We start from the raw sequence: 22580 nt of genomic DNA, 5'->3' as shown, positions 1-22580 counted from the left end.
ATATTCAGACTTCACCAAAGGTGATGCAAATTTCATGCACAATTTAGAATAGGGATATAAAATTTAGTATAAAAAAACGCCTGATGATTCAGGCGTTTTTGCAGATACTGTATGAATTAAGACTGGTTGGTGAAGTAATCTTCACTGAAGTTCATTACCACTTCTGCACCCGCTTTCACTTTGGTAATGCGTAAAGCTAGTTCTGGCAAAATACGTTGTACAAAGTACAGTGCTAATGACAATTTGTTTTGATAGAACTCACCCTCTTTTTGTTTAGCTGCATTGGCAATGCGCGCAAACATATATGAGAAGCTGAGCAAACCTACCGCATGTAAATAATCAACCGCTGCTGCGTTCGGGAAATCTACATTTTCTTTAGCTGCATTTAAAATGTATTGGGTCACAGATTCAACTTCAGTCGCTGCATCTAAAGTTGCATCTTTAATGAAGTTGAGGTCTGCATCTAAACCATTGGCGAAATCACGGATTTCTGCAATGTATTCTGCAATAAATTCGCCATTACATTTAATAGTTTTACGACCAATTAAGTCTTGCGATTGTACGCCGTTGGTGCCTTCATAAATTTGGGCGATACGTAAATCACGAACACATTGCTCCATACCCCATTCACGGATATAACCATGACCACCGAAGACCATTTGTGAATCAATTACAGCGTTAAATGCAGTATCGGTTAAGTAGGCTTTGGCAATTGGAGTTAACAATGCAACACGCTCATTGGCTTTTTTCACAGCTTCTGCATCGGTAGAGAATTTAGTGATATCCAATTGTTGACCCACATATACCGCAAATGCACGCGAAGCTTCATTATTGGCACGCGCATTAAGTAACATACGACGTACATCGCCATGTACCAAAATGCTGTCTGCAGCTTTGTTTGGTGATTTTACACCCGATGCACTACGACCTTGGATACGGTCAGTCGCATATTGTGCAGCATTTTGATAGGCAAATTCTGATGCGCCTAAACCTTGAATCCCCATTGATAAACGTTCATAGTTCATCATTACGAACATTGCTGCAAGACCTTCGTTTTCTTTACCAACGAGATAACCTTTCGCACCGTCAAAGTTCATCACACAAGTCGCAGAGGCTTTAATGCCCATTTTGTGTTCGATTGAGCCTGGGGCTACAGGGTTGCGTTCACCCAATGAACCATCTTCATTCACCAAGAATTTTGGCACGATGAATAAAGAAATACCGCGTGAACCTGCAGGAGCATCCGGTGTTTTCGCTAAAACTAAGTGAATGATATTTTCTGCAAGGTCGTGATCACCACCTGTAATGAAGATCTTAGTACCTGTAATGTTATAAGTACCATCTTCGTTGCGTTCAGCTTTAGTTTTAATAATCCCTAAATCTGTACCTGCATGCGGTTCAGTTAAGCACATGGTACCTGACCATTCGCCAGAGTAGATTTTAGGTAAATACGTTTCTTTCTGTTCTTGTGATGCATAACTGCTTAACGCCATACCTGCACCGACAGACAGTAGTGGATACAATAAGAATGATGGGTTGGTGGCAAAGAGCATTTCATCTGACAATACTGTCAGCATTTTTGGCATGCCTTGACCGCCCCATTCTTCATCTGCGCCTAAACCAATCCAGCCGCCTTCGGCATATTGTTTAAATGCTTCTTTAAAACCAGCAGGGGTAGTGACTTCGCCATTGTTATAGATCGCGCCTTCTTCATCACCGCTACGGTTAATCGGCAGCGTCACGTTTTGGGCAAATTTTGCCATTTCTTCCAAAATTGCTTCAGCCGTTGCAGCATCAAGATGAGCGAGGTTTTCGTTGTTTTGCCAGAATTGTTCTGCATTGAATACATCATTTAAGATGAATTTCATATCGGCAAGTGGGGCATTATAAATTGGCATGTGAGTTCACCTGTTTATTGTTTGAATCTTGATTCGTTTAGTTCAGTGTAATCTACAATTGTGAATGTTGTAGGCGACTAAAGCGAAAGAATGCTTTATTTATAAAGAAAAAGGACTGCCAATGCTATGACCGTCCTTTCTCAATTTCTGTACTCAAGAGTACAACATTTTGAATATCTAGTTAAATATTCTCAATATTTAGCTTAGAAAGCAAAGTGTTCAGCATCTAATGCAAATAGTGGCTCTACACCTGTTGCAATCACGTCTACGTGTGAGCGAACACGTGGCAAGATTTTCTTGAAGTAGAAACGTGCAGTCGTCACTTTAGCATTGTAGAAGTCTACATCGGTTGTGCCTGCTGCAAGTGCTTCTTGAGCGACCAATGCCATACGTGCCCATAGGTAAGCTAGTGTTACATAACCAGAGAAGTACATGTAGTCTACTGCTGCAGCACCTACTTCCTCAGGGTTTTGCATTGCACGCATACCAATTTGCATGGTCAAATCGCCCCATTCTTTATTGAGCGCTGCGAGCGGTTCAACAAATTCTTGCATTGCTGCGTTGTCTTTGTTGGCTTCTGCAAATTTATGGATGATTTTGGTGAAGTCTTTCAACATTGCACCTTGTGTACCCAAAACTTTACGACCTAACAAATCGATTGCTTGAATTTCAGTTGTACCTTCGTACAAGCATGAAATACGTGTATCACGCACAATTTGTTCCATGCCATGCTCAGAAATGAAGCCATGACCGCCGAAGACTTGCACACCATGTTTTGCAGATTCAGAACCTGTTTCAGTTAAGAATGCTTTTGCAATAGGCGTCAATAAAGACAAGATGTTGTCAGAGAACTTACGTTCTTCTTCAGTTGCACCTTGTTCAACGATATCTGCGTGTAGAGACAACAGATACACTAGTGCGCGACCACCTTCAGCAAACGCTTTTTGAGTCAATAGCATATTGCGTACAGCAGGATGCACAATAATTGGATCTGCTTCTTTTTCAGGAGCTTTCGGACCAGAAAGTGAGCGCATTGCTAAACGGTCTTTGGCATAAGTCAACGCACCTTGGAAAGAACCTTCAGATGCTGCAAGACCTTGTACCGCTGTACCGATACGTGCAGTGTTCATGAACGTGAACATGCAGTTTAGACCACGGTTTTCAGGGCCAATCAAGAAACCTTTCGCATTATCAAAGTTGATGACGCAAGTTGCATTGCCATGAATACCCATTTTGTGTTCGATTGAACCACAACGTACACCATTACGCTCGCCTAAAGAGCCATCTGCATTTACATTGAACTTTGGTACGATAAATAAAGAAATACCCTTAGTACCTTTAGGTGCGCCAGGTAAACGTGCCAATACGATGTGCACGATATTCTCTGCCATGTCATGTTCACCAGCAGAGATAAAGATTTTCTCGCCAGAGATTGCATAGCTGCCGTCTGCTTGTGGTTCAGCTTTGGTACGGATAATACCCAAGTCAGAACCTGCATGAGATTCGGTTAAACACATGGTACCCGTCCACTCACCTGAAACAAGCTTTGGCAGATAGGTTGCTTTTTGTTCATCTGAACCGTGGTGTTCTAAAGTACGTACAGCACCATGAGAAAGACCTGGGTACATGCCCCATGCCCAGTTTGCTGTACCTACCATTTCTGAAATCACGTTACCTAGAGAAACAGGCAGACCTTGACCGCCATATTGCTCTTCAGCAGACAGCGATGGGAAACCGAGTTCGATATATTTTTGATACGCTTCTTTAAAGCCCGTTGGTGTTGTCACCACACCATCATTCCAAGTACATCCTTCACGGTCACCCACTTGGTTTAACGGAGATAATTCGTTTTCACAGAAATCTGCTGCAGCTTCCAAATATTGGTCAACCAATTCACGGCTTACGTTTTCTTGGAATGCAGGTAATTTTGAATAGTGATCTTCGGCATTTAATAATTCATGCAAAACAAATTGCATATCACGTAAAGGCGCTTTGTATTGTGGCATATCGGTTTCCTCAATACTGGTTTGACCAGCGTTATATTTTAAATGGATTTCAGCGCATGCCTTATTAGACATGCCGTGTTGCAATGGTTGTAATCGTGCAACATCTTCTAATTCGGTACAAGCATCTGCATAGCATTTCTTGGTGACTGTAAAGTCAAAGATTTTTACCTTGAAATGGCTAAGTTGTTTGAGTGTAAATAGTTTTGCTGAATTTGAAATGATACAAATAGTCAAAACCGTAAAGAGATATGTCCAATAAAAAAGGCGCAATTTGCGCCTTTTTTATCTATTTATGCTTTTTAGAGTGGTTTAAGCAGCCTTATCCGGTGCTGAAACAGGTGCATTAGGTTGGAAGTGAACGATACATTTGCCATCTATTGTTTGTATGCCGACTTTTAGCTGCACGGCTTTACCATCGGTTTGACCTTGGCAGGCTTTGGTCGCAGCTTGTTGACGCGCTTGACGTTCAGCTAAACGTTGATCGTATTGCTGGGTTAACTCAGCACGTTTGGCATCGGTTAGTGGTTCGCCACGATGCATATGCATGCCACGGAATTCACCACGATCGGCCTGATCGCCACGCATTGGGTGATGTTCACCTCGTTTCATTTTATCGCGGTTCGGTTTAAATGAAATCGCACATGTGCCTTCTAGTGTTTGTTCACCTGCTTTAATTTGAACTGCTGAACCCACCGCTTTGCCATCGCAGGCTTTTTTAATGTCTTGCATGACTTGTTTACGTTCAGTACGCATTTTTTCAAATTGTTTGCGTTGTTCAGGCGTCATGTGACGGTCTTTTTGATAATGACCATGCAAATATTGCGACTGCTTCATATCTTTTGGTGCTTGGGTGGATTGACAGGCAGTCAACGCACCTGCAGATAAAATGCTGGCAGTGGCTAAAGCAATTTTTGTCATCTTATTCATTCTAAATTCCCCCATACAAGAGCATGTGATTTTGGATGATTAAAGATTAAATAATAAAGATGTAGAAACAATGGAGAGTTTTTTCTAGCACTGTTGGTTACAATGCTCAAAATCGACAAAAAAAGCTGAGATTGCGCTTTTGAAAATTCGCCGTATACCCATCGCATTACGCCTGTTCTTAACAGTGCTGCTGACGACCTTGCTGATTACCACGGTCAGCTTGGGGGTATTGCATGTCAATATGCAGCGAAACTTCAGCAAATATGTGGCCGATGTCGAAATGCAAAAGCTGGACTTGCTCACTCAAAACTTGGCAGAAGTCTATGCGGTAATTCACGATTGGGGCAATGCCATTCAGGCGCAAATTCTCCAAATTGAAGGTGAAGCTGCGCCCGATGATTATGACCGTTTATCGCGGTGGTGGTTACGTCGTCAGTATGACATTGCTTTGCAGCAGCGTTATTTTCAGGAACACACCCTCGCCAATGTAAACTCAAGTGTAGTCGAGCCTGAGCCAGGCAAACGACAAGCCAATGCGGAAGAACTTCGCTGGTTAGAGCTGAATTTACCTTCACAATTTCAGCCATTTGAAGGTTTAGTATTTCCTTTGAGTGCCAATCAGAATGCTTTCCGTCCTGATCGTAAAAATGAAGGACACCAAAACACGACAGAATCATCTGGAAAAAAACAATTTATTTCGATGCCTGACCGTTTAGGCTTGAGTTCACGCTTATCTTTATATGATGCCCAGCGGCAATTTGTAGTGGGAGAGCCTGCTGAAACTCAAATTTCCTTTCGTCCAATTATGGTCGGTGAAAAAATCGTGGGTTATCTGGGCTTAAAACCTGTGTTAGATCAGGAAGATGCTTTAAGTATTAATTTTTTTAGTAAACAAACTCGTTATTTATTATTGGCTTATGCTTTAAGTATTTTGGCGAGCTTGATTGCTGCCTTATTGTTGGCGACCTATTTTAAAAAGCCAATTCAGCGCTTATTAAATGGCACACGTGAATTAACCAAAGGCCATTATCAGCATCAGGTCAAGGTCAATCGTAATGATGAGTTGGGTGATTTATCTACCGAATTGAATCATTTGGCGGTGATTTTAGATCAACATGAAACTTCACGTCGTCAGTGGGTGGCTGATACTTCGCATGAATTAAAAACGCCATTGGCGGTGTTGCAGGCGCAAATTGAAGCCATGCAAGATGGTATCCGCAAAGCCACACCAGAGCATTTGGCTGCGATGATGCATCAGGTCAATAGTCTAAAAAAACTCACACAGGATTTATCGGACTTGGCGCAAGCGGAAGCCATGCAGCTGAAATGTTATTTCTCGAGCATTGATCCATGGCAAGTGATTGAGCAGGAAATCGAAAGCTTTAAGCCGAAATTTGAGCAGGCTCAGTTGGACTTGATCGTGTCGGGTGAAGGCACGCAATTACAATTGGATATAGACCGCTTTAAACAAATTATGCTCAACTTGCTCAGTAATAGTATTCGCTATACCGAAGCAGGTGGGCAGGTGCATATTCACACCAGTCAAAGCGCAACCGAGTGGACGGTGTATGTAGATGATAGCCCGTTTGGTTTAAGTGATGAACAATTGGCACGTTTGGGTGAGCGTTTTTATCGTGCCGATGATTCACGCACTCGGGCGACAGGTGGTACAGGTTTAGGTTTGGCCTTATCGGTCAAAATTGCCAAAGCATTAGGCGGAGAGTTAAGTTTTGCTCATTCACCGTTGGGTGGTTTACGCTGCAAATTAAGTTTTCCAAAAATCAAATCTTAATGGACTTTAAGGAATCGTGCATGAAACATATCTTGCTGGTTGAAGATGAAATTGAACTGGCCCAATTGGTACGAGATTATTTAGAAGCTGCTGGATTTGAAGTCAGTATGTTTCATGATGGACAAGAGGCCTATGACAGCTTTTTGCAGCGTAAACCAAGCCTGATGATTTTGGATTTGATGGTACCACGCATGGACGGCCTGACCATTTGCCGCAAAGTACGTGAACAGTCCGATGTGCCAATTATTATGGTCACCGCCCGAACAGAAGAAATTGATCGGGTGCTGGGTTTAAACATGGGGGCAGACGATTATGTTTGTAAGCCTTTTAGTCCAAAAGAATTGGTCGCGCGCGTGCAAGCGGTTTTGCGTCGCTTAGAACGCAAAGTTGAGCCTGAAAGCAATGATTTATTCCGCATGGATAAAGCGCAGCAGCGTATTTGGTATCAGCAAAAAACCTTGAATTTGACCCCGACCGAATTTCGTTTATTGGAATTGTTTTTAGAGCATGTGGGGCAGGTGTATTCAAGAGCGCAATTGCTAGATCATATTAACCCTGACAGTTTTGAAGTAGCTGACCGTGTGATTGATAGCCACATTAAAAACTTACGCCGTAAAATTTCTGACGCTGCCGAAACAGGTAATCGGCATGAATGGATTCAAGCAGTGTATGGTGTAGGCTATCGCTTTGAGTATCCAGAAGAGTAAGTCTCAGGTATAGAAAAAGCGAATCTTGGAAGATTCGCTTTTGTTTTCTTAGTTAGATATTATGTTGAAAAAGTGCAGAGCAAATAGCTTTAAAAAATTTTTATTGACTCAAGTTGCGCTACGCAAAAGCTCAATCCGTTGTCTTTCTACTTTCTTTAATTTTGCGACCACCAGTTCATAAGAATTTAATACCAAATCTTGCACCAGTTGTGCATCTAAGTCCTCATCTGCAAAAATTGAAATCCAGTGCTGTTTGTTCATGTGCCAACCTGCATGGATATACGGATAAAAATCGCGTAGCATGGCGCCATGTTCAGGCTGAACTTTTAGATTGATGATGGCATGACCATTTAAATACAGACTCAGCATAAACACTTTATCAAATACCTTATGCACCAAACAGCCATCGCCAAAAGGTTCGCTTAAGCTCACTTCAGGTAATTTTTCTGCGGTATTGGCAGCAAGTTGATGCAGTGATTTCTGTGTTTGTGCCATTCATCTTCACCTTAAATGTTTATCCTGTGGATAACCACATCTTTATCCACAGAAAATGTGTATAACTTTGCTGGAGTTTTAAACGTCCTATTGCTTAAAAATAGCACTAAGATGAGCAGCTCACCATCACTTCGGGTACATCACTTGGCAAGGGTGCTAAATCTTCAGGCTGTTCTAACTCAGGCTGTTTGCTATACGGTTGGCTGAGTAGGGTAAATAAACGTTCAACTTCTGAAAAATCATCGCGTTCTGCTTGCTCAATTGCCTTTTGCGCCATGTGATTGCGTAAAATATAGTGCGGGTTGGCCTGTTGCATTGCGTCATCTAAAGCTTTTGTATCTTGATGTTCACGAATTTGTAGATACTGTGCCAAGAAGCTTTCCCACTGACGACGATCTAAACAATCATCCAATATTTCTGTGTATTGTTTATTTTGTAGGCGGATAAAACTTTGGGTGTAATCCAGTTGCTCACTTTGCAAAATACGTAAAAAGTTGGTTGCGCAATCAAAACTGTCTTTGTGGAAACTTGGCAGTCCCATTTTTTCACATAAACCGAGTTTATAATGCTCCAAAAAAGTGGGTTCAAAATGTTCTAAACATGCTGCCAGTGCTTGTTTCCAGTGTTCTTTTTGATCTTGGTTTTGCTCAAGCGGAATTAAATTATTCAGCCAAACCCATAAGTTCCAGTGCGCTACACTCGGTTGTTGTTGGTAGGTATAGCGCCCTTGGTAGTCCGAATGGTTGTTGATCCAGTTCGGGCGAAAACGCTCCATAAAACCATAAGGGCCAAAATCTAAAGTAGAGCCAGTGATATTTAAATTATCGGTATTCATCACACCATGCGCAAAACCGACCAATTGCCATTTCGCAATCATCACTGCTGTGCGCTGAATGACTTGGGTGGCAAAGGCGAGTATAGGCTGTTCGGCAGTCAAGCATTCAGGGTAATGCCATTCAATACATTTTTGCACAAATTCAGGTAGTAGTTCGGGTTGATACTGATTGATCCATTCAAAATGACCTAAACGAATATGACAGTCAGAGGTGCGTAATAACATGGCGCCCAGTTCTAGTTTTTCGCGTTGTACGCCTTGTGTAGATGAAGTGAATCCCACCGCATTGCTTGAAGGGACACCAAGTGCATTTAAAGCATGGCCTGCTAAATATTCACGAATTACAGAACGCAAAACCGCACGGCCATCGCCCATACGTGAATAAGGCGTTGAGCCAGCACCTTTTAAATGTAGGTCGATGGTACGTTGTTGAGTGTCCAGCACTTGTGCAATCAGTAAGCCTCGTCCATCTCCCAGTTGACCAGCCCATTGTCCAAATTGATGCCCTGCATACACCATCGCCAAAGCAGGAAATTCTGGAAATGTGGTTTGGCCACTGCAAATTTCTACCCAGTGCTGCTGTTCCTCAGCACTCCATTGCAGCTCTTTTGCCAATGCTGCATTAAAGTGTCCTGCTTTAGCACCTTTTAAGGGTAGGGGCTGCTGTTGATGATAAAGGCGAGCGGACAGTGTGGGATAACGTGGATTAAATTGCATAGTGGGGGAGTGTTTGGCACAAAGTGAGGTTCACTATAGCAAACTTGGACTTTAAAAACTGTAGTCTAAAAATGCATAAAGCCCTGAACAGGTCAGGGCTTTAGCGGAGTATCACAGCACAGTTCTTATTGTGATACTGGATTCTTTTTCAAGTTACGCATTAGCAAATTCAATGTTTCACGATGGTGTGAAAGACGCTGCTCAACCAACTGGAATTCAACTTTGAGTTTGTCATCCATTTGGTGGATTTTTTCAGCCATTGACGCTTTTTTCGCTTGAATTTCTTGCTCTTTTAATTTTGCCCAATCATTTAAAGTTTGGGTAAATGCATCATATTCTTGCGCAATACGGCTTTTCACTTGCACAATGTCATCATTCACATTGTGGCCATAAACTGCCAAGTCTTGCTCGGCGTATTTAAAGCGCATTGCTAACTCTGCTTTTTTAATGTTAAAGCTTGGAATACGACGTAAATTTTTAGCCAAACCTAATTTAGAGCATGTCCAAATTAACCATTTAGTTGGGTCATATTGCCACCATTTTACGCCATTACGATAATCGTATTGGAAAATATGGTGATAGTTATGATAACCCTCGCCCCAAGTGGCAATGGCTAACCAGAAGTTATCACGCGCGGTGTTTTCGTCAGTATAAGGACGTGAACCCCACATGTGGCACAGCGAGTTAATAAAGAAGGTAACATGGTGGCTTAAAATCAGACGCATTAAACCGCCCAATAGCAACACACCCCAAATATCGCCTACAGCCCAGCCAATTGGCACTAAAATGCCAACATGAACTGCAATTACCATTGGCACATAATATTTGTGCTGGAACATCACCAATTTGTCATTTAACAAATCTGGCGCATTTTTAAAGTTTGGCTCTGCGGCAGGGTAGTCACGTAACATCCAGCCCATGTGCGCAAACCAAAAACCATTGTTGATTGAATATGGGTCTTTTTCGACATCATCAACATGGCGGTGATGGGTACGGTGACCTGAACCCCAGAACAAAATACTGTTCTGAACGGCAAAAGTCCCCATAATCATCAAAAGAATTTTTAAAGGAAGCGTAGCTTCGTAGGCACGGTGTGCCCATAAACGGTGATAACCTGCTGTAATACCCAAGCTACTTACGCCAAGTAATACAAACATACTGATCCAAGCGGCTAAGCTAAAATCATGGTGATAGGCATACCAAGGAATTGCAATCACGGCAACAATAGGTAAGAAAACCAGTGCAAAGATGGCAATCCAGTTGATTGGGGCTTTGGGTAAGGGAGCATTCATCTCCAACAGCACTCCTAGAACCTTTGGGAGGTATAAGTAGACGCTTAATCCGTTATAAAATCATGATCTGCCCGAAGGAAATGATCATAGTATTAAAGTTTATAGGGATTAATTTTTTCGCATATTAGCATGAGCGTATTCACGATCACAGCATTATTGTACAGTTGTATTGTACTGGGTGGTAACAGAATATAATGGTATTTGTAGGTTTTTACGAAAATGTGCGGTATGACAGCCAAACCAGCACAGAAAATCTGTTATTTAAACATATATATGCGCTTAGCCTGCACTTTACAAGTGTTGCATCATTAGTTTTGGATAATCGGTAATTAGACCCTGAACACCCAAATCTTTAAGTTGTTTGGCGCGTTCAATTTGATTGACTGTCCAAACACTAATATTCAGTTTGGCCTGTTGTGTGGCCTGAATGAGTGCATTGGTTGCGAGTTCGTTCATCCAGCCAATTTGGCAACACCCTAATGCTAAAGCTTGATCAATGGCTTGGTATTGCAAATCATCTTCTACCAACAAACCACGTTTAAAGCGTGATTCTTGTTGTTGTAATGCCCAATGAATTTTAGGATCAAAACTGGTGATGATGGCGTTGTGCTCAAAACCTTGTAAATGTTGCTCTAGGCTTTGAGTGATTTTTTCGGCATCGGCATGTGAGTTGACTGCTTTAACCTCAACCTCAATATGATCAAAATTTTGAATAATAGTCATGGTCTGATTGAGTAGGGGCGTGGTTTCAACTTTATTCCAGTCTGACCACATCACTGCGTGGTTATAATGGTTTAAATCTTCCAGGCTACATTCGTACAGCGCTTTGTCTTGTCCTGTTGTACGGATGAATTGATCATCGTGCATGACCACTAATGCGTTGTCTTTGAGTTGACGCACATCAAATTCGACGGCACGAATACCAATATTTTGAATATATTCAAAACCACCAAGCGTGTTTTCAGGTGCTTCGCCACGCGCACCGCGATGACCAATTATGCGCATAATGTGCCCATGAATTGAAGGTTTGCTTTCATTTTGCAAGTACGACGTGACAGAGGGATGACAACTCTTATTTTGGTCAGATGGTGTGAAAATTCAAGCACCATCTGCTGTGATTTTTTAGATGTAAAATCAGGACTTTATTTTAGTTTCCGATGTCAGTTACTAATGCTGTCATTGATATTTTTTTGCCAAAGTACTTCGCTGCCACCTTCGGCGCGTTGCAAGCTGCGCGATGCGACAAATAGCCAGTCAGACAGTCGATTTAGTAATTGCAAAGACGGTGCTTGAATATTTTGATCACGGTTGTGTACGGTCATTAAACTGCGCTCTGAACGACGACATACGGCACGGGCTTGATGTGCATAACTGCATGCCAATGTACCTGCAGGCAGAATAAATTCTTTGAGCATTGGCAGGCTTTCATTCATGCGGTCAATGTCTTGTTCTAAGTATTCGATCGCAAGCGGTTGTACGAGGTGGTAATTGGGGATACAGACTTCACCGCCTAAATCGAATAGCCAGTGCTGAATCAGGCTAAGCGATTTGTCCCAAGTGTTTTTGTCTTGAATGTTGCTATGTGTAATTTGTGAGCGCAATACGCCTATGCAGGCATTGAGTTCATCGACATCGCCCAGTGCATGAATGCGTAAGTCGTCTTTGGCGACACGTGAGCCATCACCCAGTCCTGTTGTGCCTGAATCGCCTGTGCGGGTGTAGATTTTGCTTAAACGGTGGCCCATGATCGTTCCTTGTTTGAAAGTGAAAGTTGCGTTTACTTGGTTGTAAGAAATAAAAGCTGGCGCAATAAAAAAGGATAATGTCGGTCATTACATTATCCATAAACTGCGCTGTTTTAAAGTCTTTGTTGTTATGCGGGTTTTAGTAGCGGAAAGTTACACCTGCTGAAGCGAGGCGACCGCCGTTGATGTACCAACCATCACTAAAGTTATCTGCAATTTTGTATTCAACATCTCCGATATTTTGAATATTGCTAAAAACCTTAATATTCGGGTTAATATTCCAGTACATATTTAAATCAACTGTAGCATAACCAGGTACTTTAACTTTGTTTGCATGATCGGCATAAATGTCTGAACGTGCAATTACAGAAGCACTCACTCCATAAGAGGCATTTTCTAGACCGGTGGATAGAGTAAAGGTCTGTTTTGGTCGGTATGCAATATTATTGTTGGTTTTCTTATTTTTTGAATCTGCATAGGCATATTCAGTGGTTAAGAAGATATCTTGCTCTTTCCATTTAAAGCCAATTTCACCACCATTGACTTCAGATTTTTCTATATTGGCAAAGCTTGATTTGTTTTGCCCAAGATAGTTGGTAACAATAAGATTTTTAATGCGAGTGTGATAGGTAGAAAAATATGCTGTTAATTGGTTATTTATTTTTTGATCTACACCAATTTCATAGGCCATACTTTTTTCTGGTTTTAAATTGGGATTACCATAAGTTGGATAAGAACCCTCTACAAAATAATATAACTCTGTCAAAGATGGCGTTTTAAATGCAGAGCCAATATTTGCATAAATGCTTGTGGTTGGTAAAATTTGATAGCGAATAGCGCCTTGTCCAACAGTATGTGTTCCAAACAATTCATTATCTTCGGTGCGAATGCCTACTTGTGTATTTAATTTTTCAGATTTATGTTGATGTTGTAAATAATAACCAACTGAATCTATATCCTGTTTTTCATTTTTTATAGATTTGCTTTCAAAGTTGGACTTTAGATAAGTGCTACCTAATAAAATACTTTGCTGCGGTGTTAATGACCATCGAAGATTTAAATCCCCTTCTTTGTTTTCTGTGTCAAAATGACCAGGTTCGCTGTCTAAGACATATTGATTATCTATAAAGTTAGAAAGTCTTGCAGAAAGTGTTAGGTTATCTTGAAGATCAAATTCAGTATTTACGTTGATTAAACGATTTTCAAAAAAACGTTTAGCTTTATTTTGACTAGTTGCCCAATCATAGAACTGGTTCGTTCCTTCATTTTGGCTAATAGCAATATTCGCTTTTATATTATCTTTATTATCGTATCCGACCTTTGCACTGTATCCTTTTTGATCATAACTCGCTTTTTGGCTTTTATTTTGATAGTCGAGAATTTTGGTTCCATCCGTTTCTAGACGTTGGCCTCTAATCTGTGCATAAAAATTATCCTGTACAAGATCACTACCAATAATAGTTTTATATGTTTTATTTTCTGCATAAATACCAGTAATAAATCCAGAATTTTGGGTTGGAGTTGTTGTTATCATTTGTACAACACCACCAATGGCATCAGTACCATATTGTACTGATGCTGGACCCTTTAGAATTTCAATTTGTTTTAGGTCAGAGGTATCGATAAATGTCGGGAAAAGAGCACTAAAGTGGTTTTGGCTATTTAAACGGGCACCATCTTTAAGAACAAGGGTATGGTTGGATTTTGTACCACGAATTGAAATTTCTGTAGTTTGTCCCATGCCACCATATTGTTTCATAAAAACACTAGGGTCTTTTTGTACTTCATCTGACAAATTTAGAATAGGATTACGCTCAATACTATTTTGATCAATTACATTAATCCGTGCAGGCACATCTTTAATATTTTGTTCACTACGTGAAGCAGTAACAACAAGCGTATCTAAAGCAGCATTCACCACACGCTGATCTTGCGATTCTGCAGCAAAAACTGAAGTTGAAAAACCCATTGCAAGCGCAATTGCGCCCACTAAAGCAGTAGGCTGAAAAAGAGTAGACATGACTTTGCTCCATACATTCACCCCACGTGAATGATTGAGTTAAGGGCACAACAAGCAGGTCTCCGGACTACAATGTGCCAAGCATCTTCTAATTTATGATTGCTTCGCTGTATATCCACCTTCCCATATTGTTCATACAGTGGTGTAAATCATAAGATTTAAATCGATATACGTTTCATGGTTACCGTTGCGGGGGCAGTGTTGGACTTTCACCAACTTCCCTAAAGCTTAAAGCTAGAACTCGTTGCATTTGCGCGAAGTATAAAGTCTGTTCAGCATTTAAACAACGGAAATGTAGAATAATCCGCCTGAACTTCACTCAACCTCTGAAAATTGCATTACAATGATTCGCCCTAATATATGATTTTGTTTGTAAGAACAGACAATTTAAAAGTCACATACAGCAAGATCAGCAAAATGAAGATTGAAAATCAGGATTAGAGTGCAAAACGATGCGTACCCGTACCAAAATTTGCGGAATCACGCGAATTCAAGATATAAACAGTGTGGTACATGCGGGTGCAGATGCAATAGGCTTGGTGTTTTATCCTCCAAGTCCGCGCCATGTGAACATTGAACAAGCACAATGCTTGCTGCAAAACATTCCCGCTTATGTGCAAGTGGTCGGTTTATTTGTCAATGCAACGGCAGAAGAAATTGCCGCTGTACTCAAACAAGTACCTTTAGATATTCTGCAGTTTCATGGCGATGAAACACCGTTGCAATGTCTGCAAATAGCAGAGCAAGTTGGACGTCGATGGTACAAAGCCATTCAGGTCAAACCCGATTTAAATGTGTTGGATGCAATAAAAAGCTATCAACAAGCAGGTGCAAGCGCAGTATTATTAGACGCGTGGCATCCTGAGTTGAAAGGTGGTACAGGACACAGTTTTGACTGGTCAAAATTCCCCAAACTCGATATTCCTTTAATTTTGGCGGGTGGTTTAAACCCTGAAAATATTGAAGATGCAATTCAGACGACTCAAGCCTATGCTGTTGATGTCAGTGGCGGAGTTGAGTCTGCAAAAGGTATTAAAGACCAACAACTCATAGAAAACTTCATGCAAGGAGTCCAACGTGGATCAGCAAAGTACAAATCACAATAACTCAGTGATTGACTATACCCAATTCCCAGATGCAAAAGGGCATTTTGGGATCCATGGCGGACGTTTTGTGTCAGAAACGCTGATGGCGGCTTTACAAGATTTAGAAAAATTGTATTTCCGCATGAAAGATGATCCGCAGTTTTTGGCAGAATTCGACCGCGATCTCGCCTACTATGTAGGTCGTCCTAGTCCTTTGTATTATGCTGAGCGATGGTCAAAAGAGTTGGGTGGTGCGCAAATTTACTTAAAACGTGAAGATTTGAACCATACTGGCTCACATAAAGTGAATAACACCATTGGTCAGGCATTATTGGCAAAACTGTCTGGTAAAAAACGCATTATTGCCGAAACAGGTGCAGGTCAGCACGGTGTAGCAACCGCGACCATTGCCGCTCGTTTAGGCTTAGAATGTGTGGTGTTCATGGGTGCAGAAGACGTCAAACGTCAGGCCATGAACGTGTACCGCATGCGCTTACTCGGGGCAACGGTTGTGCCTGTAGAAAGTGGCTCTAAAACCTTAAAAGATGCCATGAACGAAGCTATGCGTGACTGGGTGACCAATGTCGATTCAACGTATTATGTGATTGGTACTGTGGCAGGCCCACATCCGTATCCGCAATTGGTACGTGATTTCCAATCTATTATTGGTCGTGAAGCACGTCGTCAAATTCAGGAGCAGGCAGGTCGTTTACCTGACGCACTTGTGGCGTGTGTTGGTGGTGGTTCCAATGCGATGGGCTTGTTCTATCCATTCTTGAATGATGCCGAAGTAAAAATGTACGGTGTTGAAGCTGCGGGCTTGGGCATTGAAACAGGCAAGCACTCTGCGCCATTGAATGCAGGACACGTGGGCGTATTACACGGCAACCGTACTTATTTAATGTCTGATGCACAAGGTCAGATCATCGAAACTCACTCTATTTCTGCAGGTCTGGATTATCCGGGTGTAGGGCCAGAACATAGCTTCCTGAAAGATATGCACCGTGTCGATTACGTGCCAATCAATGACCAAGAAGCATTGCAAGGTTTCCGTGATTTAACCCGTATTGAAGGGATTATTCCTGCTTTAGAAAGCTCACATGCTATGGCTTATGTGAGTAAGCTTGCGCCAACGATGGATAAAGATCAAATCATTATTGCGACTGTTTCAGGTCGTGGTGATAAGGATCTAATGACTGTTGCCCGCATTGATGGTGTGGAAATGGTGGATATGTAAATTTCAAGCTCCTTGAAATAAAGCATGCTGTATTTCAATTCAATCGTGCTGAAGCAATTCGGCACGATTTTTTATTTGGAGAATTAAAAAATTCTCGCTACTTTAAATGATCAAGCTTAAAAATCATCAACCCTTAAAGCGATCAAGCTTAGGATATTTGCGTAGGAGTTGGATATGCCCAGTTTATTTATCGTCATGTTAGGTGGGCGTCATGCGCGAGCCAATACTGAAGTGCATGATGTGGTACTCGCGGTAGGAGACTCTTTAGAAGAGACCTATCCTCAACTCAAGCAGGCTTGGTTTGCAGAACTGAAAGGTTTGCATATTGATGCATGGGCGCAAATTAACGGTGTTGAGTTTGAAGGCAAATCCTACTATTTGAAATTTACCGATGCGCAGCCGAATCAGGCAGAAAACCGACTGTATTTGATTAATTTAGGTGGATATGACCCACGTGAATTTGGTGAGTTGCATCGTTATGTGTTGGTGGTAGCACAAAATCCAATGGTGGCAAAACAGCGTGGTAAAGCCTATTTTGCTCAGCACTGGCAAAAACAACATACCGACCGGGTATTAGAAGTGGATGATTATATTGCGATAGATCAGGTGCATGGTCGCTATGTGCAATTGGTTGAAGGGTCATTTTCAGGCAATCGTTGGGAAAATACCTATCTGACTTTGAATGCTGATGCTTAAAAGCATTTAGAATATTGAGGCAGGAATAGATAAAATTATATTTTGTGTATTTAGTGAACGCTCAAACCTTAAAATAGTAAAACAATCTATGTTTTTATAGTTTTTGAACAAAATCATAAGTTGCGGGTTTTTTGTACATGCATTTGTAGGCATAATACGACCAAAGATGAATTGTTTTTAGACAATAGGGAATGTCTTCAATGGATTTAATTCAGGCGAATGGACAACCGCATTATGGACGTTTTAGTGAACTTCCCAAAAAAATTGATTATCAGGCTTACCAATATAAATCACCGTATGGTGAGGTACTATCAGGTTGGCGTAAACGCTTAAAATATAAAAAGTTTAAATTTTGTAGTATTCAACACGAACACTATACCATTGGGCTTGCGATTGCCGATATTGCTTGGGCAGGGCACGGTTTTGTCTATATTTATAATCACATGACGGGCGAAGTGCAGGAATGGAATGCGATTAATTTTTTATCGCGTAATACGGTTTTAGATGAGCAACCGTTATTTAATCAAAGTTTTTTTGAAAAATCGCCATTTCAAATTGAAATTCAACATGCCAATGGTGTGCGTTATATCCGCGTGACCAAATACGGTGAAATTAAACTCAGTGCGCGGATATTTTGTGCAGGTACAGACCCGCTAAGTATGTGTAGCCCAACAGGTATTAATGGCTGGACTTACACTCAAAAACTGACCACGCTCGGCTGTGAAGGCTATTTTATCAATAAAACTGGACAAACCATTCAATTCCATGAGCGTACCTTTGCCTCTTTAGATGACACCTGCGGTTTTTTACGTCCTGAAACAGCATGGTTTTGGTTGTCGTGTAACTTCTGGGATACCGAAAACCGACGTGTAGGCTTGAATTTGGCTTCTGGTGTGAATGAAAGTTTTGGCAACGAAAACTGTTTGTGGATTAATGGCGTGCTGTATCCATTAACAGATGTGTTGTTCCAACCTGAAGATGACTGTTCGTGGAGTATTCGTTCACTGGATCATCGTTTGAATTTAACTGTCAGCACAGGTTGGCGCCGTTATGAAAATCTGAATTTACGTCTGGTCGGCAGTCAATTTAGTCAATGGCAAGCCAAAATAGCGGTACTATTCAACAAGACGATACCGAAATTATTTTGTTAAACGAATACGGCTTGCTTGAACAGCATTATGCCAAGTGGTAGGGCAGATTTTTAATCACGATTGTAGTCACCGCTTGCAGATCAATCCTATAATTTTATCTATCACTCGCTTGAATCGCCATTGAGTTTTTACATAAACGGCAAAAAAAGGTGCATTATGCAATTTCACTATGCGTTCAGAATTGGCATGATATTGCGAAATATATCAAGGTGAGTTTCACATGGCACAAGGTCTTTTGGCGGGTAAGCGTTTTTTAATTGCTGGTATTGCAAGTAAATTATCTATGGCATTTGGTATTGCAGAAGCATTGCATCGTGAAGGTGCAGAATTAGCATTTACTTATCCGAATGAAAAACTCAAAAAACGTGTTGATGACTTCGCTGCACAATTTGGCTCAAGCATTGTACTGCCTTGCGATGTAGGCGTAGATGCAGAAATTGAGCAAGCTTTTGCTGATTTGGCAAAGCATTGGGATGGTTTGGATGGTTTAATTCACTCGATTGGTTTTGCGCCTGCGCATACTTTAGACGGTGACTTTACCGATGTAACAGACCGTGATGGTTTCAAAGTTGCGCATGATATTAGTGCTTATAGCTTTATTGCGATGGCACGTGCTGCAAAACCATTGTTACAAGCGCGCCAAGGTTGTTTATTGACTTTGACGTATCAAGGCTCTGAGCGCGTGATGCCAAACTACAATGTCATGGGTATGGCAAAAGCATCTTTAGAAGCAGGGGTACGTTACTTGGCTTCAAGTTTGGGTGCTGACGGTATTCGTGTAAATGCCATTTCTGCAGGCCCAATTCGTACGCTGGCAGCTTCAGGTATTAAATCGTTCCGTAAAATGTTAGACCTGAATGAAAAAGTTGCACCTTTAAAACGCAACGTGACAATTGAAGATGTCGGTAATGCTGCACTATTCCTCTGCTCACCATGGGCGAATGGTATTACCGGTGAAATTCTGTATGTCGATGCAGGTTTTAACACGGTTGGTATGAGCGCAGAATTAATGCTAGATGCTGAATAAATATTGCATGAAGCAGATAAAACCGAAGTTTAGGCTTCGGTTTTTTTTCGGTGTATTTGAGCAAGAGCTATTTTGCAGATTGCTGTAATTTTATTTTCTTCTTTGGCGCATCTGCTGCTATAAATAGGTTTATTGACAATATTTCAAAATAAAACTGGGTTTTAGGTCTTAAAATGAATGCGGAACAATTGCAAAAAACGTTACATGCCAGTCAATATGCAGAACAAGTCTTGGCAAATCACGAAAGCCTGTTACAGCAGGATTATGCAATTGACCAATTTCTAAAACCGCTGAGTGCAGACTATATTCATCAACTGGTGATTTCCACTTTACAAGACATTCAAGATGAAACCTTGTGGATGAAAACTCTGCGGATTTTACGCGCCCGTTTAATGTTTCGCTGGATTTGGCAAGATGCCAACCAGCTCACCGATGTGGTGACGTTGACGCAGGAACTTTCAGATTTTGCTGATATTTGCGTGCAAGTTGCCAAAGATTTCGCACGGATTCCATTGGTTGCCAAACATGGCGAACCGATAGGATATAACGGAAAAGTCCAAGACTTAATTGTGGTCGCCATGGGCAAGCATGGTGCGCAGGAATTGAATTTATCCAGTGATATCGACTTGATTTTTGCCTTTGATGAACAAGGTGAAACCAATGGACGCAAGTGCATTGAAGTGCAGCAATTCTGCATCTTATGGGGACAAAAACTGATCTATCTATTAGATCATATCACCGCCGATGGTTTTGTTTTCCGTGTCGATATGCGATTACGTCCGTGGGGCGATGGTTCGGCATTGGCAATTAGCCACGTGGCATTGGAAAAATATTTAAGTCAGCATGGACGTGAATGGGAACGCTATGCTTGGATTAAGGCACGTATTATCACAGGCGGGCAAGAAGGTCATGAATTGCTGCAAATGACCCGACCTTTCGTATTCCGCAAGTATGTCGATTACACCGCTTTCGAAGCTATGCGCGAAATGAAAGCTATGATTGAGCGCGAAGTACAGCGCCGTAATATCGAAGACAATATTAAATTAGGTGCAGGTGGTATTCGTGAAGTTGAATTTATTGTGCAGGTTTTTCAGCTCATTTACGGTGGTTCAAAACTAGAATTACAAGACCGCCAATGTTTGGTCAGTTTGCGTCATTTGGGCGAAGCTGAATTGCTAGAACCGCAAGCCGTACTTGATTTAGAAGATGCTTATTTATTTCTGCGTCGAGTAGAACATGCCATTCAAGCCTTGAATGATCAGCAAAGCCAAGCTTTACCAACCGAACCTGAGTTACGTGCACGCATTAGCGATACTTTGGGCTTTGCCGATTGGGATAGCTTTATGCAGACCCTCAATGAAAAGCGTGTCAAAGTCATTTATCAGTTTGAACATTTAATTAAAGAGAATGAACCCGATTCTTTGTTGGAAAATTATAGTCAGCTAGAAAAACAGCTCGATGCTGTACTAGACGACCAAGCGAAAAATTTAGTGCATGAGTTCTGGTATGGGCATGGCATTAAAAAACTTACCGCCAAAGCTTTACAGCGTTTAAAAACTTTTTGGCCACACTTGATTGAAGCGGTGTTGCAGTCGGAAAACCCACAGATGGCGCTTATGCGTTTAATGCCATTGGTCGAATCTGTACTACGTCGTACCGTGTATTTGGTCATGCTGATTGAAAGCAAAGGGGCGTTACAACGCTTGGTGAAAATGGCCACAGTCAGCCCGTGGATTTGTGAAGAATTGACGCAATATCCTGTGTTGCTAGATGAATTTTTATCTATGGATTTTGAATTGCCAAAACGCAGCGATTTGGAAGATTCTTTGCGCCAACAATTGCTGCGCATTGAACTCGATGAAGTTGAAGACCTCATGCGGGTGCTACGTTTATTCAAAAAGTCCAACGTATTGACAGTTGCAGCCAGCGATGTGCTGGCAGAAAGCCACTTGATGAAAGTGTCAGATGCTTTAACCGATATTGCTGAAGTGACCGTAAATGCAGCCCTGCAATTGGCCTATCAAATGATTGTCAAAAAACATGGTTATCCGCTAGATAGTGAAGGGCAGCGTTGTGGTTTGGAGCACAACGCTTTTGCCATTATTGGTTATGGCAAAGTGGGTGGCATTGAAATGGGTTATGGCTCCGATTTGGACGTGGTTTTTATTCACAACATGGATGAACAGGCCGATACCGATGGGATCAAACCGATTAGTGGCTTTGAATTCGCCATGCGGGTGGCACGTAAATTTGTATCTTTAATGACCACACAAACTTTAGATGGTCGTGTTTATGATGTCGATACCCGTTTACGTCCTTCGGGAGATGCGGGTTTATTGGTGACCAGTTTACGGGCCTTTGAGCAATATCAACTCAAAAGCGCGTGGTTATGGGAGCATCAGGCTTTGGTACGTGCGCGCAGTATTGCAGGAGAGCAACAGTTACGTGACAAGTTTGAAGTGTTGCGTTGTAAGATTTTAACCCAGCCGCGTGACGAAGCATATGTCCGCAGCGAAGTGCTGAAAATGCGTCAAAAAATGAAAGATCATTTGGGTTCATCTAAAGAGCAAAAAAAAGATGGAATTTTTCATTTAAAACAGGATGCAGGTGGTATCGTTGATATCGAATTTATGGCACAGTATGCGGTATTAGCCTGGAGTGGGTCGAATCCTGATCTCGCCCATTATTCCGACAACGTAAGAATCCTTGAAGATGCCGCAAAAACAGGTTGCTTATCCAGCGACGATGCGACAGCATTGATTCAAGCTTATCTCCGTGAACGAGCCGAAAGCCACCGCTTAGCTCTTGCAAATCAATCCATGCAAGTCAATGCTGCGGACTGGTACGATACCCGTGAGGTCGTTTGCAAGTTATGGCAAAGATTAATTGATCCGACTGCAACGTCTGCATTGGATTAAAGTGACTATTGTATAAACATTTGGAGTGTGTG

At 41.6% G+C, this 22580-nt stretch carries 16 protein-coding genes, 1 pseudogene and 1 riboswitch; of the genes and pseudogenes, 8 read left to right on the top strand and 9 right to left on the bottom strand.

All coding sequences use genetic code 11. The features are described 5' to 3' along the window. Positions 1–116: 116 nt before the first annotated feature. The 3 genes from K1T76_RS10765 to K1T76_RS10755 all read right to left on the bottom strand — a co-directional run bounded on the left by K1T76_RS10765 (position 117) and on the right by K1T76_RS10755 (position 4831). A complete protein-coding gene (locus K1T76_RS10765) occupies positions 117–1898 on the bottom strand; it encodes an acyl-CoA dehydrogenase C-terminal domain-containing protein (protein ID WP_230245349.1) in 1782 nt (593 codons plus the stop codon). 203 nt (positions 1899–2101) lie between these two features. Beyond that, positions 2102–3904: an acyl-CoA dehydrogenase C-terminal domain-containing protein gene (locus K1T76_RS10760; protein WP_230245652.1), complete on the bottom strand. Its 1803-nt coding sequence runs from the start codon at positions 3902–3904 to the stop codon at positions 2102–2104. Positions 3905–4213: 309 nt separating this feature from the next. Continuing rightward, a complete protein-coding gene (locus K1T76_RS10755) occupies positions 4214–4831 on the bottom strand; it encodes a hypothetical protein (RefSeq protein ID WP_230245348.1) in 618 nt (205 codons plus the stop codon). Between the two features lie 139 nt (positions 4832–4970). Between K1T76_RS10755 and baeS the strand changes: the two genes are divergently transcribed. Next, positions 4971–6623, top strand: coding sequence for a sensor histidine kinase efflux regulator BaeS (gene baeS, locus K1T76_RS10750; RefSeq protein ID WP_230245347.1), 1653 nt, complete (start codon positions 4971–4973; stop codon positions 6621–6623). A 20-nt stretch (positions 6624–6643) separates the two neighbouring features. After that, positions 6644–7330 (top strand): response regulator, encoded by a 687-nt coding sequence (locus K1T76_RS10745; RefSeq protein ID WP_168418565.1) that lies wholly within the window; start codon positions 6644–6646, stop codon positions 7328–7330. 108 nt (positions 7331–7438) lie between these two features. Here the strand turns inward: K1T76_RS10745 and K1T76_RS10740 are convergent, their stop codons facing one another. The 6 genes from K1T76_RS10740 to K1T76_RS10715 all read right to left on the bottom strand — a co-directional run bounded on the left by K1T76_RS10740 (position 7439) and on the right by K1T76_RS10715 (position 14434). Beyond that, a complete protein-coding gene (locus tag K1T76_RS10740) occupies positions 7439–7825 on the bottom strand; it encodes an MmcQ/YjbR family DNA-binding protein (protein ID WP_230245346.1) in 387 nt (128 codons plus the stop codon). Positions 7826–7931: 106 nt separating this feature from the next. Beyond that, positions 7932–9377 (bottom strand): protein adenylyltransferase SelO, encoded by a 1446-nt coding sequence (locus K1T76_RS10735; RefSeq protein ID WP_230245345.1) that lies wholly within the window; start codon positions 9375–9377, stop codon positions 7932–7934. Positions 9378–9502: 125 nt separating this feature from the next. After that, positions 9503–10669 carry an acyl-CoA desaturase gene (locus K1T76_RS10730; protein WP_230245344.1) on the bottom strand — a complete coding sequence of 389 codons (1167 nt, stop codon included), beginning with the start codon at positions 10667–10669 and terminating at the stop codon, positions 9503–9505. A gap of 291 nt (positions 10670–10960) precedes the next feature. Continuing rightward, complete coding sequence (locus K1T76_RS10725) at positions 10961–11674, bottom strand: glycerophosphodiester phosphodiesterase (protein ID WP_230245343.1); 714 nt, start codon at positions 11672–11674, stop codon at positions 10961–10963. Between the two features lie 155 nt (positions 11675–11829). Then, the gene (locus tag K1T76_RS10720) at positions 11830–12414 is read right to left on the bottom strand and encodes a cob(I)yrinic acid a,c-diamide adenosyltransferase (protein WP_230245342.1); all 585 of its coding nucleotides are present in this window, start codon (positions 12412–12414) and stop codon (positions 11830–11832) included. Positions 12415–12553: 139 nt separating this feature from the next. Further along, a complete protein-coding gene (locus tag K1T76_RS10715; RefSeq protein ID WP_004975058.1) occupies positions 12554–14434 on the bottom strand; it encodes a TonB-dependent receptor plug domain-containing protein in 1881 nt (626 codons plus the stop codon). Between the two features lie 36 nt (positions 14435–14470). After that, a riboswitch (cobalamin riboswitch) is annotated at positions 14471–14694 on the bottom strand. A gap of 192 nt (positions 14695–14886) precedes the next feature. Here K1T76_RS10715 and K1T76_RS10710 point away from each other — a divergent pair. From K1T76_RS10710 to glnE, 6 genes and pseudogenes are all read left to right on the top strand, one after another. Next, the gene (locus K1T76_RS10710; RefSeq protein ID WP_019836282.1) at positions 14887–15540 is read left to right on the top strand and encodes a phosphoribosylanthranilate isomerase; all 654 of its coding nucleotides are present in this window, start codon (positions 14887–14889) and stop codon (positions 15538–15540) included. Continuing rightward, on the top strand, positions 15512–16756 hold the full coding sequence (gene trpB / locus K1T76_RS10705; protein WP_004975067.1) for a tryptophan synthase subunit beta: 1245 nt from the start codon (positions 15512–15514) through the stop codon (positions 16754–16756). The genes K1T76_RS10710 and trpB overlap by 29 nt, the downstream gene beginning before the upstream one ends. A gap of 174 nt (positions 16757–16930) precedes the next feature. Further along, entirely contained in the window at positions 16931–17452 is a 522-nt protein-coding gene (locus K1T76_RS10700; protein ID WP_230245341.1) for a DUF1543 domain-containing protein, read from the top strand. A 200-nt stretch (positions 17453–17652) separates the two neighbouring features. After that, a pseudogene (locus K1T76_RS10695) lies at positions 17653–18644 on the top strand (DUF2804 domain-containing protein). Positions 18645–18823: 179 nt separating this feature from the next. After that, on the top strand, positions 18824–19630 hold the full coding sequence (locus tag K1T76_RS10690; RefSeq protein ID WP_230245340.1) for an enoyl-ACP reductase FabI: 807 nt from the start codon (positions 18824–18826) through the stop codon (positions 19628–19630). A 173-nt stretch (positions 19631–19803) separates the two neighbouring features. Beyond that, a complete protein-coding gene (glnE, locus tag K1T76_RS10685) occupies positions 19804–22548 on the top strand; it encodes a bifunctional [glutamate--ammonia ligase]-adenylyl-L-tyrosine phosphorylase/[glutamate--ammonia-ligase] adenylyltransferase (RefSeq protein ID WP_230245339.1) in 2745 nt (914 codons plus the stop codon). The last annotated feature ends 32 nt before the right edge of the window (positions 22549–22580 follow it).

The organism is Acinetobacter sp. PW68 (assembly GCF_020982655.1).
GTDB lineage: Bacteria > Pseudomonadota > Gammaproteobacteria > Pseudomonadales > Moraxellaceae > Acinetobacter > Acinetobacter towneri_A.
This window is presented reverse-complemented; position numbering and strand designations above follow the sequence as displayed.

Bases quoted from the DNA above. Each gene is read 5' to 3' on its own strand.
- K1T76_RS10765 (WP_230245349.1), bottom strand. From the start codon at position 1,898: ATGCCAATTTATAATGCCCCACTTGCCGATATGAAATTCATCTTAAAT.
- K1T76_RS10760 (WP_230245652.1), bottom strand. From the start codon at position 3,904: ATGCCACAATACAAAGCGCCTTTACGTGATATGCAATTTGTTTTGCAT.
- K1T76_RS10755 (WP_230245348.1), bottom strand. From the start codon at position 4,831: ATGAATAAGATGACAAAAATTGCTTTAGCCACTGCCAGCATTTTATCT.
- K1T76_RS10745 (WP_168418565.1), top strand. From the start codon at position 6,644: ATGAAACATATCTTGCTGGTTGAAGATGAAATTGAACTGGCCCAATTG.
- K1T76_RS10740 (WP_230245346.1), bottom strand. From the start codon at position 7,825: ATGGCACAAACACAGAAATCACTGCATCAACTTGCTGCCAATACCGCA.
- K1T76_RS10735 (WP_230245345.1), bottom strand. From the start codon at position 9,377: ATGCAATTTAATCCACGTTATCCCACACTGTCCGCTCGCCTTTATCAT.
- K1T76_RS10730 (WP_230245344.1), bottom strand. From the start codon at position 10,669: ATGAATGCTCCCTTACCCAAAGCCCCAATCAACTGGATTGCCATCTTT.
- K1T76_RS10725 (WP_230245343.1), bottom strand. From the start codon at position 11,674: ATGCGCATAATTGGTCATCGCGGTGCGCGTGGCGAAGCACCTGAAAAC.
- K1T76_RS10720 (WP_230245342.1), bottom strand. From the start codon at position 12,414: ATGGGCCACCGTTTAAGCAAAATCTACACCCGCACAGGCGATTCAGGC.
- K1T76_RS10715 (WP_004975058.1), bottom strand. From the start codon at position 14,434: ATGTCTACTCTTTTTCAGCCTACTGCTTTAGTGGGCGCAATTGCGCTT.
- K1T76_RS10710 (WP_019836282.1), top strand. From the start codon at position 14,887: ATGCGTACCCGTACCAAAATTTGCGGAATCACGCGAATTCAAGATATA.
- K1T76_RS10700 (WP_230245341.1), top strand. From the start codon at position 16,931: ATGCCCAGTTTATTTATCGTCATGTTAGGTGGGCGTCATGCGCGAGCC.
- K1T76_RS10690 (WP_230245340.1), top strand. From the start codon at position 18,824: ATGGCACAAGGTCTTTTGGCGGGTAAGCGTTTTTTAATTGCTGGTATT.
- glnE (WP_230245339.1), top strand. From the start codon at position 19,804: ATGAATGCGGAACAATTGCAAAAAACGTTACATGCCAGTCAATATGCA.